Raw genomic sequence first — 23,970 nt, forward strand, 5'->3', positions numbered from 1 at the left:
AACAGGGACCTGTGGTTCTGAATTTCAATTCTGAAGGAAAAGAACATGCAATCTATAAGTGCTGGCGATACAGCCTTTCTTTTGATTTGTACTGCGCTGGTGTGCATGATGACACCGGCACTGGCTCTTTTTTACGGTGGCCTCGTACGCCAGCGTGATGTTCTGTCGATCATGATCCAGAACTTTGTCTGTATGGGTGTGATCGGCCTGATCTGGGTATTCGGCGGCTTCAGCCTCGCATTTGGTCCAACCGTCGGTGGCGTCATTGGCGACATCACCACCTATTTCGGCATGTACCATGTAGGCATTGAGCCAAACCCAACCTATGCGGCCAACGTGCCATTCATTCTGGTATTTGCGTATCAGATGATGTTTGCCATCATCACGCCCGCACTGATGACGGGTGCCTTTGTCGGACGCTTCAAATTCGGCGCTTACCTTTTCTTCATCGCTTTCTGGACGATCCTTGTTTATCTGCCTGCCGCACATTGGATCTGGGGCGGCGGTTTCCTTGCAAAGCTTGGCGTTGTCGATTTTGCGGGTGGCATCGTCATTCACGCTTCTGCTGGTTTCTCTGCATTGGCAGCAGCAAAATATCTTGGGAAACGTAAGCTCGCAAAAGGCCAAAAAGAATCGCAGCCTGCAAGCTTGCCGCTGGTTGCAATCGGTGCAGGTCTTCTATGGTTTGGCTGGTTTGGCTTCAATGCGGGCGGCGCCTACGCAGCCGATGCGCTGGCGGCTTATGCCTTCACCAACACCATGTTGGCTGGTTCCATCGCAATGCTCGTGTGGATGTTCTGGGAATGGAAAGAATCGGGACGCCCATCTTTCTCCGGCGTGCTGGTCGGTGCAGTGACTGGTCTTGCAACGATCACACCCGCTGCGGGCTATGTTGAACCAATGACCGCTCTGCTGATCGGTGCAATCGGCGCTTCCGTTTGCTTCAATGCAAAATATGTTCAGAAGTGGCTCAAGGTCGATGATACGCTTGAAGTCTGGCGCGCGCACGGCGTGGGTGGCATGACGGGTGCTATCCTGATCGGTGTAACTGCAAGCTCAAACATCAATGCGGTATCTGCCAGCGCCTATCAGCTCGGCATTCAGGTCATGGCTGTTGCTATCGTTGCGATCTATGCGTGGATCATCACCATGATCCTCCTCAAAATTCTCGATGCATTCGGTCATCTGCGCGTCCCTGATGAAGTGCAGGTCGAAGGTCTCGACGACAATCTCTACGGCGAAAATGCTTTCAGCCTTTGGGGCATGAAAAAGCAGATGGATAAGTAAGCCATCCGTTAAAAAATAAAAAAGCCCGCATTCAATTTTTGCGGGCTTTTCTTTCATATTCTCATAGACTTAAAGCAAAATAAATTTCGAATTTATCGATATACTTGTTGCCTCACTAAAATGCCGCCAGTAAGATGATTTTGGAAAAAGATCATACTCCGAGGGCAAAAGTGAATTTCATCTCCGTTTCCTTTGCTGCCATTGTCGCGCTGGCATCAACGACCGCAGTCTACGCCCAGCCAAAAGATACTCTGGTTCTGGCGATTGGTGGCGAACCGGATAACGGGTTTGATCCTCTCGCAGGGTGGGGCGGTTATGGAAATCCGCTGTTTCAGTCCACGCTTCTGCGCCGTGACGTCAATCTCGATACCGTCCCTGATCTGGCGACCAGTTGGACACTGTCGGACGACCGCAAAGTCTGGACCTTGAAACTGCGCCACGACGTTCAGTTTTCTAACGGCACTCCGGTCACGGCAGAAGATGTGGCTTTTACTTTCAACAAGGCAAAGGCGTCTGCCAACGCGATTGATCTGAGCGTTATGGAAAAAGCTGAAGCCGTGGATAAGGACACGGTCCGTATTTCTCTCAGCAAGCCATGGATCACCTTTGTCGAAGCCTTCTATACGCTTGGCATTGTGCCAGCGGCTTCATACGGTCCTGATTACGGCCGTAAGCCCGTTGGTTCCGGGCCTTATAAATTTGTCGCGTGGAATGAAGGCGAGCAGCTTATTGTTGAACGCAATGATGCCTATTACGGTGACAAGGGACCATTTAAAAAAATTACTTTCCTCTTTACCGGTGAGGCTCCCGGACTGGCGGCCGCGAATGCTGGCGCTGTCGATATGGTGGCTGTTCCGGCACAGTTAGCAGATGCTGTTCCAAATGGCTTTCAGGCGGTTCCGGTTCAAACCGTCGATAATCGGGGACTGAGCCTGCCTTTTACGAAGCCACATGATGTCGATGGCCGCAAAGTCGGAAATGCTGTGACGTCGGACCCGGCCATTCGCAAGGCGATCAATATGGGCATTGATCGCAAGCTTGTCGTTGATGTTGCCCTGCATGGACATGGCACACCGGCGTTTGGTCCGGCAGACGGGCTGCCATGGGCAGGTAAGGCTGACACGATCGAGTTTAATCTTGAGGGCGCAAAGGCAATTCTTGATGAAGCTGGCTGGATTGCCAGCGACGATGGAATCCGCGTCAAAGATGGCATCCGTGCAGCGTTTCCAATTCATTATCCTGCCAGTGATGCGACAAGGCAGGCACTCGCTGAAACCTCGGCAGAACTGTTGCGTCCCCTTGGGATCGAAGCAACGCCTCAAGGGGGTAGCTGGGATGCCATTGGCCGCGTCATGCATTCAGAACCCGTTGTGTTCGGGTTCGGCAGTCATTCGCCTTACCAGCTTTACAGTTTGTTCGCAAAAAAGCTTGGTGGCGTCGAATATATGAACCCAAGCTACTACGCCAATCCTGAGGTTGAGGCGCTGTTCGAGAAGGCGCAGGGGGCTGAAAGCCTTGAAGCTTCAATGCCTTACTGGTCAGAGGCTGCGGATTATTATGGCCTGAAGGGCGATAACTCGTGGGCATGGCTCATCAATATCAATCATGTGTATTTCGTGAACAAATGTCTGGATCTGGGCAAAACGCAGATTGAGCCGCACGGACATGGCTGGCCGGTCACTGCAACAATTGCAAACTGGCGGTGGACCTGCGAGTGAAGGCCACCAATATCACCACTCTGATTTCCTTGCGTGTTTTGCGCCTTTGTGCGCTGGTCATATGCGTTGCTTTCGCAGTGTTTCTGCTTATGAAGGCGTCGCCAATTGATCCTGTAAATGCTTATCTCGGACCAGCCATGGCCTATGTTGGCACCGAGCAGAAAATGCAGATTGCTGCAATCTGGGGACTGGACCGTCCGGTCTTGGAACAGTTTTTACGATGGGCTGGGAATATTCTGAAGGGCGATCTCGGCTTCAGCATTACCTACAACACTTCAGTTGCAGAAGTTATGAGCACCCGCATCGGTGCCTCCTTGACGCTCACTGGTCTGGCGTGGCTGTTATCCGGGATTCTTGGCTTTTCACTAGGTCTGATTTCAGCAGCCTATGAAGGGCGCTGGCCGGACCGGATCATTCGGCTTTATTGCTACATACTCGCCGCAACGCCGACTTTTTGGCTCGCGATGCTGATGCTCGCTCTTTTCTCGGTCAAACTGGGATGGACCCCTATTTGCTGTGCCGGTCCGATTGGTGTTCCTTCCGAACAGGTCACCTTTTCAGAACGCTTGCAGCATCTCATCCTTCCTTTGACCGCATTGACACTTTTTGGCGTTGCACAGATCGCTTTGCATTCCCGCGCTAAGCTTATCGAGGTTTTGCAGTCAGACTACATTACCTTTGCACGGGCACAAGGAGCCCGTCAGGGCGACATCATCCTTCGCCATGGCATAAGAAATTCTGCTCTTCCCGCTCTGACTGTTCTGTTTGCTTCAGTAGGAGAAATTTTCGGCGGCGCCATTCTCGCGGAACAGGTTTTCGCCTGGCCGGGGCTGGGCCGCTCTGCCGTTGAAGCTGGTATTCGGGGCGACGTAGCCTTGCTGTTGGCAATTGCCATGCTGACGACGGTCGTCGTCTCAACTGGCAATATGATTGCCGATATTCTCTATCGAATCGTCGATCCAAGATTGAAGGGGGGAGCATGAAAGCGTTCCCTCTCAACGGCCGCATCCGCGCGCTGATCAGTGCCTTGTTCGCATTGACCGTCATTTCCGCCATTTCAATCGCGGCCTGGATCTATGGTAATATCGGCATTCGCTCTGACTTTTCCATACGCAACTTGCCACCAACGCTTGAGCATTGGTTCGGGACCGACCAGATGGGCCGCGACATGCTGGCACGGACGTTGCATGGCCTGACACTGAGCCTGAGAGTTGGTATTCTGGCGGCAGGATTTTCCGTCATCATTGCACTGGTCATCGTTCTGCTGTCTGGTCTGGGCAAAGTGGCAGATGCGATTGGCAGCTTTATCATCGATGCCATGCTCGCCATGCCGCATCTGGTTTTGCTGATTTTGATCAGCTTTGCGTTGGGGGGCGGAACAGGCGCGGTTATCATCGCGGTCGCGATTTCACACTGGCCGCGTTTTGCGCGTATTTTGCGCGCGGAGCTGATCCAGATTCAGGTGGCTCCTTTTGTTGAAGCATCTCGCAGTTTTGGCAAATCGCGGAGCTTCATCCTCGTCAACCATATCCTGCCGCATCTCTTGCCACAAATGCTGGTTGGATTTCTGCTGATGTTTCCGCACGCCATTCTGCATGAGGCCGGTCTGACATTTCTCGGCTTTGGTCTCGAGCCGTCCCGCCCTGCGATCGGGATCCTGTTGTCGGAAGCCATGCAGCATATTACTGGCGGCCGCTGGTGGCTCGCCGTTTTTCCCGGTCTTGCACTATTGATCATGGTGCTGTGCTTCGACCTGCTCGCCAATGCATTGCGTCGCCTTATCAGCCCAAAAGAGGCCCATATATGATGCTCGAAATCGACAATCTTTCCGTTTCGTTCCAGCGTTACAGTGGTATTTTCCGTCAAAATTTAACGGCGCGCTTATCCAATGTAAGCATCGATATCGCAGCAGGAGAAATTGTTGCCCTCGTTGGGCATTCGGGAGCCGGCAAAAGTTTGCTTGCTCACGCAATCCTCGGTTTGTTACCCAGGAATGCTGTTACGACTGGAGATATTTTCTTTGAGGGGAAGCGGCTTAATGAAGATGCACGCCGTGAACTGCGTGGGCGCGATATTGCTTTGCTGCCGCAGCAGACGACATATCTCGATCCAACGGCAAGTGTCGGCGATCTTATACGCTGGGCGGCAAAACGCGGCGGGAAGCCAGCAATAGTAGAACAGCGTTTGAATGATGTTGGGTTGAGTGATGAGGTCGCGCAATTCTATTCTCATCAGCTTTCAGGCGGCATGGCCCGGCGGGTGCTTATGGCGCAGGCGACAGCTGGCGAAGCAAAATTGATTATTGCCGATGAGCCAACGGCTGGCCTTGATCCTGAAAACTGTACGACTATCCTGCAGAAACTGCGCAAACATGCTGATAAAGGAGGTTCGACTCTTATCATAACGCATGATCTGATGACCGCTTTGCCTTATGCCGACAAAATAGCTGTTCTTAACGAAGGAAGGCTTAGTTGCGTTTTACCATCAGCCGCATTTCGGGGGACCGGCGACGAAATCACCTCCCATTATGCGAAAACAATGTGGCTTGCACTCCCGCAAAATGGCTTTAACGCTTATGCTTGAAGCAAAAAATATCAGTGCGTCATTTAAGAGAAAATCTGTTTTTTCCGATCTGTCGATCTCGATAAATGCTGGTGAAATTTATTGTATTTCGGGGCAGTCCGGTTGTGGAAAGACAACATTGGGCCGTGTTCTTGCTGGCCTCCATCGCCCAGACACGGGCGCTATTTATCTGGATAATCAGCAATTTTCACCGGAACAAAACTGGCGCGTCCAATATTTGTATCAATCCCCACTCGCCGCGATGAACCCTCGATGGCGGATTCAGAAGATCATTCTTGAGTCGGGACCGATTGATACTGAACTGGCGCAACTTCTCGGCGTTCAAACGGAATGGGCGGACCGCTATCCCCATGAGCTTTCTGGCGGTCAACTGCAACGCGTTTCAATATTGAGAGCACTGGGCGCGAAACCACGTTATCTGATTGCAGATGAAATTACCTCAGCACTTGACCCCATCGCGCAAGCACAGATTTGGCACATACTCACATCTTTGGTTGAAAAGAATGCAATGGGAATTGTTGCGATAAGCCATGATAAAGAGTTGCTTGCAAAAATAAGCAAATTGCAAAAGCACCTCGTACTGGATGATGAAAAATATAAAAATCGATAACTCGCTAGAGCGTCCCGAAAACCGTGAAACGGTTTCCGGATAAAGCTGCGCGTTACAGCGCGTTTCGATATGATGAAATAAGATCCGTGCTCTAAACTCTTTTACTTTAAGCGTACTCTTAACGATCCTTATTTCACGTCGGTCGGATTATGCTCTACAACACATGCATCCACATTGCATAAAACCGGAAGTACATGTTTTGACTGATCTCGTCAGGTCAGGATTTGAGTGACCGATCGGGTTGCCGATATCATCATGGGGACGAACTGACGCGTAAGAGTATTCTCATCGTAACGCAGGTTCGAGGCAGCGAGTACGACCGCAGCAGTTGTATGTCCGTCGGGCAAATGAATTGGAGCCGCCAAAGCTATATCTTTGGTATAGACCTGCTCTACCGCAATGGCAAAGCCGCGCTGACGCGTCTCATAGATACGCTGCCATATTTTTTCAGGTTCGAATATTGTTTTGGGCGTGTAAGCCCGTAGATCGCTACGCGCCAAAATATCGCTAATCTGGTCGTCTTGTAATCCTGCCAGAAACACCAATCCCGCCGCCGAACAATAGGCTGGCAATTTGCTGCCTACGATAACATCGTTATCGAGCGTATTGGCCGACAGATAGCGAGCCAGATAGATGATGTCTGTGTCATCACGTAGCGTGAGAGAGATTGTCTCTCCCGTGCTTCGATTGAGATGAAGCAAATAAGGATGTGCACGTTGCACGAGTTGACTGGATCGTGTGTAGCGATAAGCCATATTCAGGGATTTGGCCGACAGCTCATAGGTCTTGGCATTGGGCACTTTTTGAAGATAGCCAAGATGCAACAAGGTGTGGGTGAATCGCTGCGCTGCAGAACGGTCAATCCCCGCGCGCTGAGCTAACTGCGTGAGAGTTTGGCGCGCATGAATTGAATCGAAAGCTTCGAGAACACGAAATGCTTTTTCTACGGCCCGAACCATCATTGGATCGTCGTTCTCTTCTTCCGTATGTGCCATTTCCAGCCACCCCTCTGCCTTCGCTCACAGTACTCCCGATACCATGCATCTTACTGATATTGATTAATTGTTAGTGATTGGCTACAGGGTTTTTCATTCTTTTAAGCTGTAAATCCAGGCTCAGGAACCCGTTATAGCCGCCAAAAAACCGGAAGGTGCCGAAACCGACACCCTCTCCTTTTGCGTTAGAGGATCAGAACTTGATGCCCTCAGGCAGCGCGGACGTATCCATACCAGCGTCTTTGAAGCCTTCCAGCAATAGCGGAACAATCGCCTGATTTGCACGATACTCTTCTGCCCATTTCTGAAGGAAAGCCTGAACGCGGCCATCTTCATCTATACGTGTGGCAGCGGAAACAGGAATGCCGTGCGGCGGTGTCGGCACAGTATAGCTTGAAAACACGCCGGGTGCTGTTGTGAAGGTCTTAACACAGATCGGCAGTTCTTGAATCATATAGTCTGCCCGCCCCGATTGAACGGCCATGATGGCTTCGCTCATTTCCTTAAGGCTCATAATCTTTGCCTTAGGCATGCTTTCTCTAATGAAATTCGTCTGGGCTGTGCCGGTTACCATAGCAAAGGTGACGTCGGGATTATTGTATTCTTCCCATGTCGCCATTGGCTGCTTTGCTTTTGAGCCGATGACACAATCCGACATCTGCCAGACAGGTCCAGCCATGGCCAGAGCTTTTTTACGTTCTTCAGTGGCAGTCATACCCGGAAAAATATCAAGGCGCCCTGACTGCAAATCCAGAACAATGCTCTGCCAGGTGACTTCACGCCACTTAAGCTTCAGGTCTTTTCCCATTGCTTTGCCAAGATCAGCAGCCATCTGGCGGCAGACACGCGGCCCATAGCCGGCATATTCGAGTTCACCGCCAACGTGGAAAGATGTCGGCGGGTAATTACGGACCCCGCCGCAAACGACCTCGCCAGTCCGTTCGATTTTGTCCCATACGGATTCGGCCATTGCCGGAGCGCTCATGGTGAGCGTGGCGCAGGTCAGAAGCGCTGCTGCTATCTTCCGCATCATATCAATATTCCCTTCTTAATGCCCTTCTGAGGAGAGCTTGAATTCAACAGATGGCAGCATGTATTTTTCTATCCACCGAGGACAAGAGAAAAATTGAAATTTGGCTATTACCCTTAGAGAAAAATGCTAATTGGCCATTAAAATAAGAATAATATTCGCATAATGATTAAATTTAATCGCATGGCGATTGAAATTACATTTTTATACTAAATATGCTTTTCAGCAATTTCGAATCGCGGTAGCCCATAAAGAAAAAGCTGCCTGATCCGGATTCAGGACAGCTCCAAAATGGGAGTACATGAAGATGTACCAGTTTGATTGGTCTGTTATCCTGGACGGACAATTGTGGCTCAACGCTATCGGTGTAACTGTTGCCTATGCAGTTGTAACCTCTCTGGCTGGCCTGCTGATAGGGGTCATACTCGGACTTGCTCTTGTATCACGCATACCCGTGCTCAAATGGCTGATAAATGGCTATATCCATTTGTTTCGCTGTACCCCTCTGCTGGTACAAATCGTGTGGTTCTTTTACGCGCTGCCGATGCTGACAGGTTACACCCTGCCTGATTGGTTTGCCGCAGGTTTGGGACTGACCCTTTACATGGGGGCTTTTGCTGCGGAAATTTTCCGCGCGGGCGTTATCTCCATTGATCGCGGCCAATGGGAAGCATCAACGGTACTCGGTTTCTCCTACTTTACCAAAATGCGCCACATCATCCTGCCGCAGGCAACGCGCAGAATGATTCCTCCGATCGTTAGCCAGACAATTCTCCAGCTGAAAAATACATCTCTTTTGTCTGTCGTCGCCGTACCAGACATTATGTATGCAGCCGGAAGCCTGACGATGCAGACTTACAGGCCTTTGGAAGTCTATACTTTCGCGGCGCTGCTCTACCTGGTCATCCTGACACCTGTGACTTTGATCGCCAACCGTTTCGAAATCAAACACTAGGGCTGCGCCATGATTAACGTGAAAAATCTGCGAAAGACATTTGGCACGCACGAAGTTCTCAAAGGGATTGATCTTAATGTAAGCCGTGGCGATGTTGCGGTTCTTATTGGCCCCTCGGGTTGTGGAAAATCCACACTGCTGCGCTGCCTGGACCTACTTGAGCAGCCAACGGAAGGCCGCATCGAAATCGCCGGAAAAAGCCTGGAGTTCAATCCGAACAGTAAATTTTCCGAGCGCGTTCAGGCCGATTTTCGTTCCAAAACTGGAATGGTGTTTCAGGGGTTTCACCTGTTCCCGCACATGACTGTTCTGCAAAATGTGATGTCTGGCCCGCTGCTCAATAAGCTTAAGACCAAGCAGCAATCCAGAGAACTGGCGATGAGCCTGCTCAAGCGTGTCGGACTGGCGGACAAGGTTGATCTTCACCCTCATCAGATATCGGGCGGACAAGCACAGCGCGTCGCCATTGCCCGCGCTCTGGCACTGGAGCCTGAAGTCATGCTCTTCGATGAGCCGACCTCAGCGCTTGATCCTGAACTTGTCGGGGAAGTTCTTGACGTGATGCAGGGGCTGGCAGCCGATGGTACGACCATGATCGTCGTAACCCATGAAATGAGCTTCGCACGCAATGTGGCATCGAAAGTCGTCTTCATGGAAGGCGGCCATGTTGTTGAGACAGGCGCTCCGGACGACGTTCTGAAATCCCCCAAAACAGATCGCCTGAAGACCTTCCTGTCCAAGGTTGAACACTAATCACAGCATATCAATATGGGATGCCTGATCATGAAACCTTCTGACCTGCAGGGTATGTATCCTGCAATTCCTACACCGCTGACTAATGACGGAAAACTTGATATTGCAAAGCTGGAAGCGCTGATCGAATTCAATCTGGCGGGCGGAGCCAAAGGCCTGGCCCCCATTGGCGGCACCGGCGAGTTTACGGCTTTGGCATATGAAACACGTCTTGCTGTCGTGCGTGAGACCGTGCGCATCGTCAATGGGCGCGTTCCTGTCGTGGCGGGTGTTGTTTCTCCCGGCTGGGCAGAAGCAGTCGAGCACGGCAAGGCCTTTAAAGATGCAGGCGCAGATGCATTGCTTCTTGTCACCCCGTTTTACGTCATCCCAAGCCAACAGGGCGTTATCGACTATTTTCACGCTTATCGTCAGACCGTCGATTTGCCGATCGTCTATTATGATGTTCCGTCGCGCACAAGCTTTGTAACGGCTGTTGAAACGCTCAAGACATTGGGCGAAGATGGGACGATCATCGGCGCCAAGATCTGCAATACGGATGCCTATTATTTCAATCGTCTGTCGGTTGCGGTCGGCGACAAAATTGCTCTGCTGTCCGGCGATGACATGATGTATGTGGTGCATATCATGTATGGCGCCACCGGGGGCATCCTCGCCAGCGCGCCTATGCTGCCAGCGTTCTGGACCCGCATTCACGACACGCTTATCGGCGGCAATCATGCCGAAGGCATCGCTCTGCACCGCAAGCTGCTTCCGACATTTGCCGCTCTGTTCAATGAAGTGAACCCCGGACCACTCAAATCGATGATGGCTGATCTCGGTATGCCTGTCGGCCCCGTATCATTACCGCTTAAAGCGCCCAATGACGCAACGCGCGACCTCATTTCCAAGGCGATTAAAGGCCTGAAAGCACAAGGGATCGCTTGATCAATGGCAGGCGGGGCTAAGTTTCTGGATTTTGCAGAGGCGAGAGAAAAGGCAAGGTCTTTTCTCCCCCGCGCTCTATTTGACTACATTGATCGTGGTACAGAAGCGGAGACTGCGATTGCATCACTGCATCAAGGGTTCAATGCAAAACGCATAGTACCGCATGTATTACGTCCAGTTTCCTCTCCCGACATAACCGCCCGCTATCTCAACAGCAATCATCAATGCCCATTTGTGATCGCACCGACGGCACTGGCCGGTATGGTTCGTCATAACGGGGAAATCGTTATGGCACGCGCTTCAAAAGAAGCCGGCTTACCTTTCGTCGTCGCTACCCAATCATCGACCAGCATTGAACAGATTGCGGATGGCGCTCCTGCAAGCGAGCTATGGTTCCAGCTTTATGTCTGGCGCGACAGGAATGAAACCTGGAAGCTGCTGGACCGCGTAAAAGCATGCGGTGTCGAAACTCTTGTTCTGACCGTCGATACGCCGGCATCTCCAAAGAAAATACATAACCAGCGCAATGGCTTTGGCGTACCATTGCAGCCGTCCGCCACATTAGCAGCCGACCTGTTGTTGCATCCGCGTTGGACGCTTGGTGTTATGGCACGTTATGCGCTTGGAAATGGCTTTCCGTCCTATGCGCATTACCCCGGAAATGTCGCAAAAGCTGTGACCCAATCTATTCGTGATCCACGCTTTGCGCTCGACATGGTTCTCGACACCGCCTTTCTTAAAGAGCTTCGGCGTCAGTGGCCACATAAGCTTGTGGTCAAAGGTGTCATGGCCGTATCAGATACGATTGATATTTTTGAAGCCGGTTGTGATGCGGTCGTCGTCTCGGCTCATGGCGGGCGCAATATGGACAGTGCAGCGACGCCGTTGGAAATGTTGCCTAAAATTCGCGATGCGATTGGTCCTGATAAGACCCTATTTGCTGACAGCGGCGTTCGGCGGGGGTCAGATGCTGCCAAGCTATTAGCAGCCGGTGCGGATGGTGTGTTCCTTGGGCGAGCGCCGCTCTATGGCCTTGCTGCAGAAGGAGCCAACGGCGTTCAGCGCATTGTCGATCAGTTTCGCGAAGAGCTGCGCTCCTTTTTAGCATTCGCGGGTTCTCCCGACATACAAGCTCTCCGAAATTCCCAGTGGATTGGTTAGCAATCCGCTCTTTCCATTAAACCGTCGTTTTCCAGGCCAGATCCATGCAATTCAAGCCCGATAATAATGATCATTTGCTCGCAAGCCTCCGTGGAGCATTAGGCGATCAATACGTGATGACGGATGCGCATGATATTGAGCCATACCTGTCGGATTGGCGTGGTTACGAAACAGGCCACGCACTTGCTGTGGTGTTTCCCGCGACAACCGAGGAAGTCTCAAGAATATTACGCCTTGCTGCCGAGAATAACTGCACTGTCGTTCCTCAAGGAGGCAATACGGGTCTGGTGCAAGGTGCTGTGCCGCTGCGCCAAAACCGCGCAATTGTTATGGGCTTGCGCCGCCTGGATCGCGTGCGTGAAATCGATAAAGCATCCAATGTCATTATTCTGGAGGCGGGTCTGACACTTGCAGCCGCTCACGACGCTGCGGCGCGTGTTGAACGGCGTATTCCGCTGCACCTTGGCAGTGAAGGCAGCGCACAGATTGGTGGCCTCGCTTCTACTAATGCAGGCGGCACAAGCGCTCTGCGTTATGGCCCAATCCGGGAATTGATTTGCGGTATTGAAGTCGTGCTGCCTGATGGGCGCATTATGAGCGACTTGAAAGCGCTGCGCAAAAACAACACTGGCTATGATCTGAAAAACCTCTTCATCGGAGCAGAAGGAACACTCGGTATAATCACCGCTGTAGCGCTGCGTATGCAGCCGGTCCTGCGTTCCTCAGGACATGCTTGGATTGCCTTGCCCAACCTTGAAACGGCTGTTGATATTCTGGTTGGCATACAGGACCGCTTTGACAGCGCAGTACAGGCGGTCGAGCTTTTATCCGGCAATCAAGTCGACCTTGTTCTTGAGCATATTCCGCGATCACGCCATCCGCTGGACAGCCGCCCGGACTGGTCCCTTCTGGTGGAACTGGGGAGTACCGACGCCAAAGCCGATCTCAGTAACGCATTGGAAGAGTGGCTCGGCGAGTTGTTTGAAGCAGGCCTTGTTGACGATGCATTCATTGCTCAAAGTGAAGCGCAGGCGGGTGATATCTGGCATTTGAGACATTCTGTATCAGAGGCCAATAAACTTGAAGGGCATAGTCTGTCACACGATATTGCCGTGCGCCCTGCTCTTGTTCCTGAACTCATTAACCGTGCAACGCACGGAGTGCATGAACTGTACCCAGATGCCCGCATTCTTATCGTGTCACATATTGGCGATGGCAATGTGCACTTCATTGTACATTTCAAGCATGACCAATGGGCCGATCTCGAAAATCCCAAATCAGTCACATCGGAAATTATGGAAAAAGTGCATGACGTCGTTGATGAGTTGAATGGCACATTCTCAGCCGAGCATGGCATTGGTCGCAAGCTAACCGCGGAGCTAGACCGACGCACAGACCCAGTCCGTATGGAACTCATGCGCTCCATTCGCGCACTACTCGACCCGGCACAAACTCTAAATCCGGAAAATGTGATTGCCAGCATAGAGGCGCAAAAAACGGACTCGATTTTTGTAAAGCACAATTCGTAAAATCAAAGAGTCAGAGTGACTCTTGTGCGTCCGAAAGGGCGCACAACGCTTCAATATATCCTAGGCGAGACACTTGGATTTTAGCCGGCTCAATTTAAGCGGCAACAGACACAACGATTTCGCATGCAGGAGCATTTGCGTCTCGCAATCTGTTTTATATTTGGCAAAATATGCATGAAAGCTATCGACTGATCCAGTCGTTAAGCTCGGCTTCTGCTCGTTCCAATGCGCTGTAATTCAAAAGCTTCCGAAGCAGTGCGACTGTTACCGCACGCGAACGCAAGTTGAAACGCCCTTCGTCCGGCTCCCCTTTTTCCTGATATACGCCCAGCTTTTCGTAGAGTTGCTGTAATCTATTCTGCACGCTTCTGAGCGACAGGTTGCGTCGGCGTGCGATAACGCGATCCGTCAGGCCAAGCGCAATATCGATCAGAATCTCATATTCGCTTTCACTGAACCCGCTGGCATGACCAAGGCTCTTCTGCTGCAAACCACGGACTTCACGATCGATCACGCATTGCGCTTCAACAAAAATACTACGGAGCGCCAAGCGCAGCTTGTCATCGGAAGCCGATTTCAACACATAGCCGTAGGCAGCGCCTTCCGGCACGATACGCGACACACCACGCACATAGGCTTCATCTGCGTAATTCGACCAGAACAGAATGCGGGTTTCCGGGTTTTCCTTCCATATGGTTCGCGCGGCTTCAATGCCGTTGCGTCCACTCATCTGCAGGTCCATCACAATATGCGCCGCACGATGTATTCGTGCCAGCTTTTCACCGGTCGAACCGTTATCCGCTTCCAGAACAACGCTGCACTCAGGCAATGCCGCGCGAATTGCCTCACCCAGATAGGTGCGATGCAATGGATCATCCTCCACGATCAGAACCTGCATCCTATCCTCCAACTGGTTCGTACATTTCCGGCGGCAGGTGGATCGTCACGCATGTGCCACTGCCATCCGTATTCTTTCTGATGGCAAAGCTCGCGGAAATGAGCCGTGCCCTTGTGCGCATATTGTCGATGCCATGGCCGCTCCGCTGCGCCTGACGGTCCATACCAATACCGTCATCCATAACTTCAACGAGAAGCCGCCCCCCCTTCCCGCGCAGGCGAACGCGGATTTCTCCGGCGAGGGCATGGCGGATCGCATTGTTGATCGCTTCCTGCACAATACGGAAAAGCGAGGTCGCAACCGTCTCTTCAAGCCTGTCGGTCATGCCGTCGCTGTCGTCTTCCAGAAACCACTCGATTGAAGCGCCGCTCTCGCGAATTGAGCGGTCAAGATGGTTCTCTGTTGCCTGCGCAAAGCCGAAGAGCTGAAGCACGGAAGGTTTGGCTTCTTCGATGATCTGCCGCAAATCCTGCATACAATGCTGCAAGCCGCGGAATAAGGGTTCGAGCTGTTCGCCCGAAAGGTCTGGCGCGCGTGTCAAACGCTCGACGTGACGGGCAAGGCGCGTCAGATCAGCCAGTGTCTGATCGTGCAAATCCATGCCAATACGATGGCGCTCGGTCTCCAGCGCCTCCGTGAGTTTGAGTGCGCCAAAGCGTAAACCCTCCTCACGTGCGCGCGCTTCCGTTTCGACAATCGCCGAGCGTTTCGCCTGTTCAGCGGCCCTGATTGCAAAAAAATACGGCGCCAGAAGATCGGCAATCGACTGCGCGTTTTCTACATCACGCATTGAATAACTGCCCGTCTGCAAACTAGAACAGCTAAGAGCACCAATAATATCTCCCTGTGCCTTGAGCGGCACATGCAACCGGGCCTTAAGATCGTGTTCGATGATGGGCGTCGAAAACGCACCGGCAAAATGAAAGCGCGGATCAATGCGGGCATCGTCCGTGAGCAGATACTCAACCTCTCCCGACAAGACGGTGCGAATCGGACTTCCCGACAACAGCGCGGGCGGGTTACAGCTCCAGGCGGTCGCAATGCCGCTTTCATAAGCGATGTGAAATTTGCCATCAATCATCTTGATGCAAACATCAAGATGGTCATAGGGCAGGATATGATTGATCTCGGCAGCAACGGCCTGAATGATGGAATCAAAATCAAGCTGTCCCGCCAATAATCTGGAGATATTCAGATAGCGGTCAAGCAGGCGCGCAGGTGCCAGTTCCAGCAAGCGACTCTCCTCCCAAAGACAGGTTGCTTTGCTCATATAATACGCCGCTTCTCTACCGGCGCGTCTTGCGGGTTCCCGCAATTTTGCTGCGTAAACCCGCAGCATGGTTGCTGCGATCAGCCTTCACAGTGCAACGCATTTGTTTCATCTTCGCTTCATCAGAAAATTGCCCGCAAGACAACAGGAAATGTCATGGGCGAGCTGATGCTGTTGAGGAGCGGCGGTGCGGGAGGTTTCGCGCCACATTCAAATTCGAACGATCCGAAGCGCTGACAGGCGCTGCGGGGCGGATATTTGCAACTGGGAGGAATAAAATGAAGCTTGGGAAAATTCTTTTGGCATCTGCAGCATTCGCCACATTGATGGCAAGCGGTAGTGCATTTGCTGACACATCATCGAAGAAGATCGCATTCTCCAACAATTACGCCGGTAACTCATGGCGTCAGGCGATGCTACAGAGCTGGGACAAGGTGACGAAAGAAGCCGTCAGCGCTGGTGCAGTTTCTGCGGCCGATGCTTTCACCACCGCTGAAAACCAGGCCACCGAACAGGCAGCGCAAATCCAGAACATGATTTTGCAGGGCTATGATGCCATCGTCGTCAATGCCGCATCGCCAACCGCTCTTAATGGTGCCGTCAAGGAAGCCTGCGATGCGGGCATCACCGTCGTTTCCTTCGACGGTATCGTTACCGAGCCTTGTGCATGGCGCATTGCAGTTGATTTCAAGGGAATAGGCGAAGGCCAGATCGATTATCTCGCCAAGCGTCTTCCTGAAGGTGGCAATCTGCTCGAAATTCGCGGTCTTGCCGGCGTTTCTGTCGATGACGAAATCCACGCTGGCATTCTGGAAGGCGTAAAGAAACACCCGAATTTCAAAATCGTTGGTTCTGTGCACGGCGACTGGGCGGCTGATGTTGCGCAGCGTGCGGTGGCAGGTGTTTTGCCAAGTCTGCCTAAGATCGATGCTGTTGTAACACAGGGCGGCGACGGTTACGGCGCAGCACAGGCTTTTGCCGCAGCAAAGCGCGAAACGCCGATCATCATCATGGGCAACCGCGAAGACGAACTTCAGTGGTGGAAGCAACAGAAAGATGCGAACGGCTACGAAACCATGTCGGTTTCAATTGCGCCCGGCGTTTCAACACTCGCCTTCTGGGTCGCCCAGCAGATTCTCGATGGCAAAGAAGTCAAGAAAGACCTCGTCGTGCCATTCCTGAGCGTCAATCAGGACACGCTGGATAAGGAGCTTGCCAACACCCAGAAGGGTGGCGTCGCGAATGTCGAATATTCGCTTGAAGACGCGCAGAAGGTCATTGCGGACGCAAAGTAACCTCATCACCTTATCTCCCAGGGGGTGGGCGTGTCTCATGCCTGCCCCTCCCATATATCTCCAATACAGTTCGAGTGCATGGCAAATTCAATCGACAAAGGCGAAGTCGTCGCCGCACGCAATATTCGCGTGCAGTTTGGTGCGGTAAAGGCACTGGATGGCGCTGAGCTTGTGATCCATGAAGGCGAGTGTGTGGGACTTGTCGGCCATAATGGAGCAGGCAAATCCACTATCGTCAACGTCATCAATGGCGGCCTTACCCCGCACGAAGGCAGCCTTTCCTATCACGGTGAGGCAGGCCATGGCGTGGCGACAGCGCGCAGGCATGGCGTTCGCTGCGTCTTTCAGGAATTGTCGCTCTTCCCTAATCTGACAATTGCCGAAAATGTCCGCATCATGCAGCGCGACCTTGCGGGCGCCAACTGGCGCGGCAAGGCTGTTGATCTCATAACAAACAAGCTCAATGAGATTTTCCCCGGTCACAAGATCGATTGTTCGGCAACTGTCGATGAGTTGTCGATTGCCGAACGGCAGATGGTCGAAATCGCGATTAACTTCACCGCACCCGGCATAGCCCCAAAGCTGGTCATTCTCGATGAACCGACCTCATCGCTCGATGCGGGCATTGCCGCACAGCTGATGGCCTATGTCCGTCGCTTTGTCGGCACAGGTGGTTCGGTGATCCTCATTTCGCATATGCTGGGTGAAATCCTCTCGACATCCGACCGCATCGTCGTGATGAAAGACGGCAGGGTTGTTGCCAATCGCGCCGCAAGCGATTTCACCAATCGCAGCCTTGTCGAAGCCATGGGCAGCGTCGAGCGTGAAAAAGCAGCGCGCCGTACGGCAAAAGCGGACACCTCAGGCACAGCCGTTCTCTCTGCAAAAAAGCGCTCCAATGACAACAAGCCGTTTCAGGCTTTCAAGGGCGAAGTTATCGGCCTCGCTGGGCTTGCCGGTCATGGTCAAACCAAGATGCTGCTCAATCTTTATTATGCGCGTCGGCCAAACTGGTTGCCTGCGCGCAATTGCGAGATCGCATTTGTGGCAGGTGATCGCAGCCTCAACGGCACGTTTCCGCTCTGGAGCATCCTGCATAATCTCACCATTGGTTCGCTTGATCGTCTCTCATCGCTGAAGCTCGTCGATCAGTCACGCGAAGATCAACTCGGCGCGCAATGGAAAGACAAGATCCAGATACGCACACCGGATATGGGCAATCGCATTCTTTCGCTTTCAGGCGGCAATCAGCAGAAAGTGCTTTTTGCCCGCGCGCTTGCGACCAGCGCCAATGCCATTTTGATGGACGACCCCATGCGCGGCGTGGATGTCGGCACCAAGCAGGAAGTCTATGAAATCCTGCGCCAGGAAGCTGAAAATGGCCGCACCTTTGTCTGGTATTCCACCGAAATGGACGAGATTGAATTGTGTGATCGCGTCTATGTCTTCCGCGACGGTGCAATCGTGACAGAACTTATCGGCGACGAAATTACGGAAAAGAACGTGCTTGCTGCATCCTTTGAGGGAGGACACGAATAATGCGTCTCTCCGCTTCATCTCTCCGCCTGCTGACGCCGGTCTTCTCGCTCGCTTTGCTGCTGGCCGCTGTTTTCTACATGCAGCCGCGTGCCATGAGTTATACCGGCCTTAACCTGCTGTTCAATCTCGCCGTCCCGATTGCACTCGCAACAATCGCGCAGATGCTGATCATGGCAGTCAATGATCTTGATCTTTCGATGGGAACCTTCGTGAGCTTTGTGGTCTGTGTTGCCGCGACCTATCTTAACACCGACCCTCTCATCGGTGTTCTGATCCTTGCAGCAGCAATCGCAGCCTATGCAGCACTGGGTGCCATCATCCATCTGCGCAATCTGCCATCTATCGTCGTCACGCTCGGCATGAGCTTTGTTTGGGGTGGGTTGGCGGTTCTGCTCCTTCCCTCACCCGGTGGACAGGCCCCGGATTGGGCACGTTGGATCATGACCACAAAACCGCCATTTATACCTATGGCGATTGTCGCAAGTATTCTGATTGCCATCGTCACGCATTTCATCGTCATGCGCACAACCTTTGGTGTGCTGATGCGTGGTGCAGGCGGCAATGGGCGTTCCATTGAGCGCGCTGGCTGGTCGATTACAGCAATCCGCGCCGGAACCTATGCACTTGCGGCATTTTTTGCAGTGCTTGCAGGGATTGCCCTTGTGGGACTGACCACCTCGGCAGATGCCAATATTGCATTGCGCTATACGCTGCTCTCCATTGCCGGGGTTATTCTGGGTGGCGGCGAATTTGTTGGTGGCCGTATTTCTCCCGTTGGCGCAGTCATCGGAGCGCTGACTCTCACCCTTGCGGGTTCCTTCCTCTCCTTCATGCGGATCTCACCTGACTGGCAAATTGGCGCGCAGGGTGGAATCCTCATCATCGTGCTGGCGCTTCGCCTCTTCCTCAATCGCCTTGACCGCCGGGAGAAAAAGCAATGAACGCTGTCTCCGTTCTAACAAGCCGTCCATGGATATGGTCGTTCATCGCAACCATCGCGGTCTGGATCATCACCGTATTGTTTACGGGCGGCGCGGGTGCCGCAGGGCTTTCTCATGCGGCCTTCACCTTCGCATCATTTTCAGTGATTGTCGGCCTCGGACAGATGTTCGTAATCACGCTTGGACCCGGCAATATCGATCTCTCGGTTCCTGCCACCATGACCCTTGCTGCAACATTGGCATTGAAACTGATGGATTCGCAGGACAGCATGGTGCTGGCGGGGCTTGCAGTTGCACTGCTGGTCGGCCTTGGCATTGGTGTCTGCAATTATGCGCTGATCAAGCTGCTGCGCATCCCGCCGATCATTGCAACCCTGTCGATGAGCTTTCTTATTCAGTCAACTGCTATCTGGAGCAATCGCGGCTTACGCGTAAAGCCTCCTGAAGTTTTGGCTCAGTTCACCACATCCTCCATCTTTGGTATCCCCAACGTTGCACTCGTGGCGCTGCTTCTGTCGATCTTAGGCTGGGTGCTTCTCAAGAAAAGCATTTATGGTCGCTGGATTTCCGCCATTGGACAAAACCCGTTTGCCGCACGCATGGCAGGCGTTCCGGTCGATGGAACACGCTTCGTCACCTATTTGCTCTGTGGGATTCTGGCTTCGCTCTGCGGCTTTCTACTTGCCTGTTTCTCGGGTGGTGCGGCACTCAATATGGGTGCTGAATATCTGCTGATGTCGATTGCCGTCGTCATCATTGGAGGCACAGCGGTCGCCGGTGGTGATTCCAATATCCCCGGCATCTGGGGTGCCGCTCTCTTCATGTTTCTCATAGTCTCCATGCTCAACACCTATGGCTTCGGTGCCGGTGTTCGTCTGGTCCTTACGGGATTGACCATCATTGCGGTGATCTTCCTTGCCAGCAGCCGCAGATCTGAGCGTTAAACAGCATTCCCCGGAGTAATTTCCTTGTCTCAGCATCCTTCGACTTACGAAATTCACGACGATCGCTTCAAGCAGATGATCGTGCCGAGTGCTGCTCTCGATGAGCTTTACAATGACTGCCGCTGGGCCGAAGGACCGGTCTGGTTTGGCGACCTGAATTGTCTTCTATGGAGCGACATTCCGAACCAGCGTATTTTACGCTGGGTGCCGGAGGGTGGCGTTTCTGTCTTCCGCCAGCCTTCGAATTTTGCCAACGGAAATACGCGTGATCGTGAAGGACGGCTGGTTTCATGCGAACACGGCGGACGCCGTGTCACCCGCACGGAACTGGACGGCAGCATCACCGTTCTTGCGGACAGCTATCAGGGCAAAAAGCTTAACGCACCCAATGACGTCATCGTGCACTCTGACGGCACAATCTGGTTTACCGACCCGACCTACGGCATCATGGCCGATTATGAAGGATATAAAGCTGTTCCCGAACAGCCAACACGCAATGTTTATCGTCTTGATCCCAAAAGCGGTGAGCTTACAGCCGTTATAACAGACTTTCAGCAGCCGAACGGTCTCGCCTTTTCACCGGATGAAACGAAGCTCTTTGTGGCCGATAGCGCCTATAGCCACGACGAAACGGCGCCACGTCATATCCGTGTTTTTGATGTAGTTGACGGTGGTGCGCGTGTAACCGGCGGCAAGGTTTTCTGCACGATAGATAACGGCCTGCCGGATGGCTTCCGTTTTGACACGGATGGCAATCTATGGACCAGCGCTGGCGATGGCGTGCATTGCTTTTCACCGCAGGGTGAACTTCTCGGCAAGATCAAGACGCCACAGACGGTCGCAAATATTGCCTTTGGCGGCCCACGCCGCAACCGGCTTTTCATTGCTGCAACAAAATCGCTTTATGCAGTCTATCTTACCGTCACGGGGGCTCAGCATCCATAAAGGCTCGATCTTTAAAAGGTGCGAAAAATAATTTCTTTCCAATTTAAGTGAGACAAAATATCTGATCATGACATCTGTGATGGACCTGGGTCATTCCGGCTGAAGGTTGTGATCGTACCACGCTCACTAAAAATGAGAAGGAATTGACGATGTTCAGCCGGTTTCGTCTGTTTATACCTATATTGGCTGGCGCGAATTTGCGCGATCGCCTGATCGCGTGTTTCGGTGCTTTGCTGGGTATTGGCCTCACAGGTTTTATCACGGCACTCCTATTGGGGCAGTCGATGGCTCTGCCCATCATCGTTGCTCCGATTGGTGCTTCTGCGGTGCTTATTTTCGCTGTTCCGGCCAGTCCCTTGGCACAGCCGTGGTCAATCATCGGCGGCAACGTGATTTCAGCGCTGGTTGGCATAACAATTGCAAAATTTGTCGACCATCAGGTGCTCGCCAGCGGCCTGAGTGTCGGCCTTGCCATCGCTGCCATGTCGTTTGGCCGCTGCCTGCATCCGCCAGGTGGCGCGGCCGCTTTGACAGCCGTAATCGGTGGTCCAGCCGTAACAGGACTTGGTTATCAGTTTGCCTTCATCCCTGTCGGGTTGAACTCGATAATGCTGGTTGCGCTCGGCATCGCGTTTCACAAGCTCACACGACGCAAATATCCGCATTTGCCGGCGGCAGCTCCGGTCAACACGCATAAGACCAGCGATCTTCCTGCACCTTTACGCGTCGGCTTCAATTCAGATGATGTGAACAAGGCACTGCAAACTGTCGATGAAACTTTCGATATTGATCCCTCGGATCTGGATCGCCTGTTAAGACAGGTTGAGATGGAAGCGCTTGTTCGCACCCATGGCAAATCGCAGGCAAAGGACATCATGTCGCGCGATGTGATTTCCATCACCGAAGATGACACGCCGGACAAGGCGAGGGAATTGCTACTCACGCATAATATCCGCACACTGCCGGTGGTCGATGGAGCGGGTAAACTCAAGGGGACGGTTGGATTGCGTGAGCTACAGAACACCGGCGCTGATGCAGGCTCGTTGATGACCGAGGCGCTCACGGCTTCAGCGGACGATCCGGTGGTCGGACTGGTGCCACAGTTGACCGACGGACGCGCACATGCCGTTATCGTAACGGATCGCGACAATGTTGTGCAGGGTCTGATATCACAGACAGACCTTTTAAGCGCGCTTGCCCGTTCGCTCCGTTTTCAGGAGCCAGAGCAGTCAAAGAAGCGAAAATCCCCGCTTCACCTTTTGCGCGGTGCAGGGATTTAACCAATAGAGAGCAGCTCTCTTGAAAGCCTGTTCATACTCTCAGCGCCGCTTTCGGTTATCAGAAACTGTTCTTCGATCATCAGCGCGCCGAGCCCATTGGCATAAAACGGTGTTTCCAGCGCCAGCACCATATTCGGTTCAATCAACATTTCGTTGCTGCTTGAGATAAACGGCCACTCTTCAATACCAACGGCAGCACCCACCGAATGGCCAAAATGGCCGCGATAATATTCGCTGAAACCGCGCTCACGCATGACGCCAAGCATTGCTGCATGAACATCGCAGAACCGCGTACCGGGCTTTAACAGCGCTTCGCCCACCGAAAAGCTTTCCTGCAGCACCTTGTAGATTTCGCTCGCAAGCGGATCAGGCTTGCCGCAAACATAGGTGCGCGCACCGTCCGACGAATAACCGTTAATGAGTGTACCGACATCAGCTTTCACAAGATCACCATCTTTGAGCTCAGCCTTCATGTCCTGAAGATCAGGGCCGGTCGAGATATAAGCCCAGTGCCCGGAAAGGACCTGGCCATTCCGGCTGGCTTCCTTTGTGGCGCCCTCAAGCCAGGCTGCCGAAAGCGCGTTCAGGCTGGAGCCACGTCGGGCGGTTTTCAACATATTTTCCAGCCCGCTTTCTGCATAACGGGCTGCATTGCGCAGATACTCGATTTCGCGGGCATTCTTGATGAGCCGCAGGCGCTTGACAAGAATGGATGCGTCCTGCCAATCGACCGATGGAAGCGCTTTTTGGAGAGCTGCAAAATCAGCCGCTGGCATGAACTCCAGATCAACACCGATACGCGCTTTCGAAAGTCCACGCTCTGCCAGCAGATCGGCTAAAAGCCTGAAAGCTGCATCCTGATCAAATGTCTCGGCGCGCGGGCCGACATTGTTTGCCTGCCTGTAGGCCGCATTGATGTCTTCAATTGTTCTGGCATTTTTAACCGTCACCATATCGATCCAGATGCGATGGGTGCGGAAATCGATCCTGTCGCCAAGATGCGCTGCAGCAGCGTAGGCATGATCGCTGATGACGACGCCGAGTTTTGCCTTGTCATCGGCTGGCACCAGCGCAATTGCCGAACCCGCCCGCCCCCACATCGTTGCAACACCGGCTGTCACCCCGGTCGCATAACGGAAGTTTTCGGGCTGAAACAGCGTAAGCGCATCAAGCCCTGCTGCTCTCAAAAGAGACTGGCTTCTGGCGCGATCAATCTGGCTCATCATATTCTCTCAATGAAATTTAGGATGCAATTTGGCCACTGGACCAATAGGGCACAATCCAGCATCACCAGTCTTTTGTTTGTGATC

22 protein-coding genes are annotated in these 23,970 nt (G+C 52.8%); 17 read left to right on the plus strand and 5 right to left on the minus strand.

Annotated elements, in window-relative coordinates; translation table 11 throughout:
- Positions 1 to 45 precede the first annotated feature (45 nt).
- The 6 genes from H5024_RS13395 to H5024_RS13420 all read left to right on the plus strand — a co-directional run bounded on the left by H5024_RS13395 (position 46) and on the right by H5024_RS13420 (position 6,198).
- The gene (locus H5024_RS13395) at positions 46 to 1,287 is read left to right on the plus strand and encodes an ammonium transporter (protein ID WP_187547627.1); all 1,242 of its coding nucleotides are present in this window, start codon (positions 46 to 48) and stop codon (positions 1,285 to 1,287) included.
- A gap of 170 nt (positions 1,288 to 1,457) precedes the next feature.
- Complete coding sequence (locus H5024_RS13400) at positions 1,458 to 3,005, plus strand: ABC transporter substrate-binding protein (RefSeq protein ID WP_348770698.1); 1,548 nt, start codon at positions 1,458 to 1,460, stop codon at positions 3,003 to 3,005.
- Positions 3,002 to 3,988 (plus strand): ABC transporter permease, encoded by a 987-nt coding sequence (locus H5024_RS13405; protein WP_348770699.1) that lies wholly within the window; start codon positions 3,002 to 3,004, stop codon positions 3,986 to 3,988. Before H5024_RS13400 ends, H5024_RS13405 begins: the two co-directional genes overlap by 4 nt.
- Positions 3,985 to 4,812 carry an ABC transporter permease gene (locus H5024_RS13410; RefSeq protein ID WP_187547631.1) on the plus strand — a complete coding sequence of 276 codons (828 nt, stop codon included), beginning with the start codon at positions 3,985 to 3,987 and terminating at the stop codon, positions 4,810 to 4,812. Before H5024_RS13405 ends, H5024_RS13410 begins: the two co-directional genes overlap by 4 nt.
- Complete coding sequence (locus H5024_RS13415) at positions 4,809 to 5,588, plus strand: ATP-binding cassette domain-containing protein (protein ID WP_187547633.1); 780 nt, start codon at positions 4,809 to 4,811, stop codon at positions 5,586 to 5,588. Before H5024_RS13410 ends, H5024_RS13415 begins: the two co-directional genes overlap by 4 nt.
- Positions 5,581 to 6,198: an ATP-binding cassette domain-containing protein gene (locus tag H5024_RS13420; RefSeq protein WP_187547641.1), complete on the plus strand. Its 618-nt coding sequence runs from the start codon at positions 5,581 to 5,583 to the stop codon at positions 6,196 to 6,198. The genes H5024_RS13415 and H5024_RS13420 overlap by 8 nt, the downstream gene beginning before the upstream one ends.
- Before the next feature lie 212 nt (positions 6,199 to 6,410).
- Here H5024_RS13420 and H5024_RS13425 read toward each other — a convergent pair whose 3' ends face one another.
- Positions 6,411 to 7,193 carry an IclR family transcriptional regulator gene (locus tag H5024_RS13425; RefSeq protein ID WP_187547643.1) on the minus strand — a complete coding sequence of 261 codons (783 nt, stop codon included), beginning with the start codon at positions 7,191 to 7,193 and terminating at the stop codon, positions 6,411 to 6,413.
- Between the two features lie 193 nt (positions 7,194 to 7,386).
- On the minus strand, positions 7,387 to 8,226 hold the full coding sequence (locus H5024_RS13430; protein WP_187547646.1) for a transporter substrate-binding domain-containing protein: 840 nt from the start codon (positions 8,224 to 8,226) through the stop codon (positions 7,387 to 7,389).
- Between the two features lie 304 nt (positions 8,227 to 8,530).
- Between H5024_RS13430 and H5024_RS13435 the strand changes: the two genes are divergently transcribed.
- From H5024_RS13435 to H5024_RS13455, 5 genes are read left to right on the plus strand one after another with little or no spacing between them, the layout of a single operon-like run.
- Positions 8,531 to 9,178: an amino acid ABC transporter permease gene (locus tag H5024_RS13435; RefSeq protein ID WP_187547648.1), complete on the plus strand. Its 648-nt coding sequence runs from the start codon at positions 8,531 to 8,533 to the stop codon at positions 9,176 to 9,178.
- Positions 9,179 to 9,187: 9 nt separating this feature from the next.
- Positions 9,188 to 9,931, plus strand: coding sequence for an amino acid ABC transporter ATP-binding protein (locus H5024_RS13440; RefSeq protein WP_187547651.1), 744 nt, complete (start codon positions 9,188 to 9,190; stop codon positions 9,929 to 9,931).
- A 30-nt stretch (positions 9,932 to 9,961) separates the two neighbouring features.
- Positions 9,962 to 10,858, plus strand: a complete 897-nt coding sequence (locus tag H5024_RS13445) for a dihydrodipicolinate synthase family protein (protein ID WP_187547653.1) — start codon at positions 9,962 to 9,964, stop codon at positions 10,856 to 10,858.
- Between the two features lie 3 nt (positions 10,859 to 10,861).
- Entirely contained in the window at positions 10,862 to 12,019 is a 1,158-nt protein-coding gene (locus H5024_RS13450) for an alpha-hydroxy acid oxidase (RefSeq protein ID WP_187547655.1), read from the plus strand.
- 44 nt (positions 12,020 to 12,063) lie between these two features.
- Entirely contained in the window at positions 12,064 to 13,548 is a 1,485-nt protein-coding gene (locus tag H5024_RS13455) for an FAD-binding oxidoreductase (protein ID WP_187547657.1), read from the plus strand.
- A gap of 181 nt (positions 13,549 to 13,729) precedes the next feature.
- Here H5024_RS13455 and H5024_RS13460 read toward each other — a convergent pair whose 3' ends face one another.
- Both H5024_RS13460 and H5024_RS13465 read right to left on the minus strand, forming a co-directional pair.
- Positions 13,730 to 14,446: a response regulator transcription factor gene (locus H5024_RS13460; RefSeq protein ID WP_187547659.1), complete on the minus strand. Its 717-nt coding sequence runs from the start codon at positions 14,444 to 14,446 to the stop codon at positions 13,730 to 13,732.
- A gap of 1 nt (position 14,447) precedes the next feature.
- Positions 14,448 to 15,680 (minus strand): sensor histidine kinase, encoded by a 1,233-nt coding sequence (locus H5024_RS13465; protein ID WP_187548618.1) that lies wholly within the window; start codon positions 15,678 to 15,680, stop codon positions 14,448 to 14,450.
- Positions 15,681 to 15,994: 314 nt separating this feature from the next.
- Here H5024_RS13465 and H5024_RS13470 point away from each other — a divergent pair, with 314 nt between their 5' ends.
- From H5024_RS13470 to H5024_RS13495, 6 genes are all read left to right on the plus strand, one after another.
- A complete protein-coding gene (locus tag H5024_RS13470) occupies positions 15,995 to 17,011 on the plus strand; it encodes an ABC transporter substrate-binding protein (RefSeq protein WP_187547661.1) in 1,017 nt (338 codons plus the stop codon).
- Positions 17,012 to 17,089: 78 nt separating this feature from the next.
- A complete protein-coding gene (locus H5024_RS13475; protein WP_187547664.1) occupies positions 17,090 to 18,550 on the plus strand; it encodes a sugar ABC transporter ATP-binding protein in 1,461 nt (486 codons plus the stop codon).
- Entirely contained in the window at positions 18,550 to 19,491 is a 942-nt protein-coding gene (locus tag H5024_RS13480; protein WP_187547666.1) for an ABC transporter permease, read from the plus strand. Before H5024_RS13475 ends, H5024_RS13480 begins: the two co-directional genes overlap by 1 nt.
- Positions 19,488 to 20,435, plus strand: coding sequence for an ABC transporter permease (locus H5024_RS13485; protein ID WP_187547669.1), 948 nt, complete (start codon positions 19,488 to 19,490; stop codon positions 20,433 to 20,435). The genes H5024_RS13480 and H5024_RS13485 overlap by 4 nt, the downstream gene beginning before the upstream one ends.
- 75 nt (positions 20,436 to 20,510) lie before the next feature.
- Positions 20,511 to 21,380 (plus strand): SMP-30/gluconolactonase/LRE family protein, encoded by an 870-nt coding sequence (locus H5024_RS13490; RefSeq protein WP_187548619.1) that lies wholly within the window; start codon positions 20,511 to 20,513, stop codon positions 21,378 to 21,380.
- 149 nt (positions 21,381 to 21,529) lie between these two features.
- Positions 21,530 to 22,660 carry an HPP family protein gene (locus H5024_RS13495; protein WP_187547672.1) on the plus strand — a complete coding sequence of 377 codons (1,131 nt, stop codon included), beginning with the start codon at positions 21,530 to 21,532 and terminating at the stop codon, positions 22,658 to 22,660.
- Here H5024_RS13495 and H5024_RS13500 read toward each other — a convergent pair.
- Complete coding sequence (locus H5024_RS13500; RefSeq protein WP_187548620.1) at positions 22,657 to 23,883, minus strand: Xaa-Pro peptidase family protein; 1,227 nt, start codon at positions 23,881 to 23,883, stop codon at positions 22,657 to 22,659. The genes H5024_RS13495 and H5024_RS13500 overlap by 4 nt on opposite strands.
- Between the last annotated feature and the right edge of the window lie 87 nt (positions 23,884 to 23,970).

This window comes from Ochrobactrum sp. Marseille-Q0166 (assembly GCF_014397025.1).
Taxonomy (GTDB): Bacteria; Pseudomonadota; Alphaproteobacteria; order Rhizobiales; family Rhizobiaceae; genus Brucella.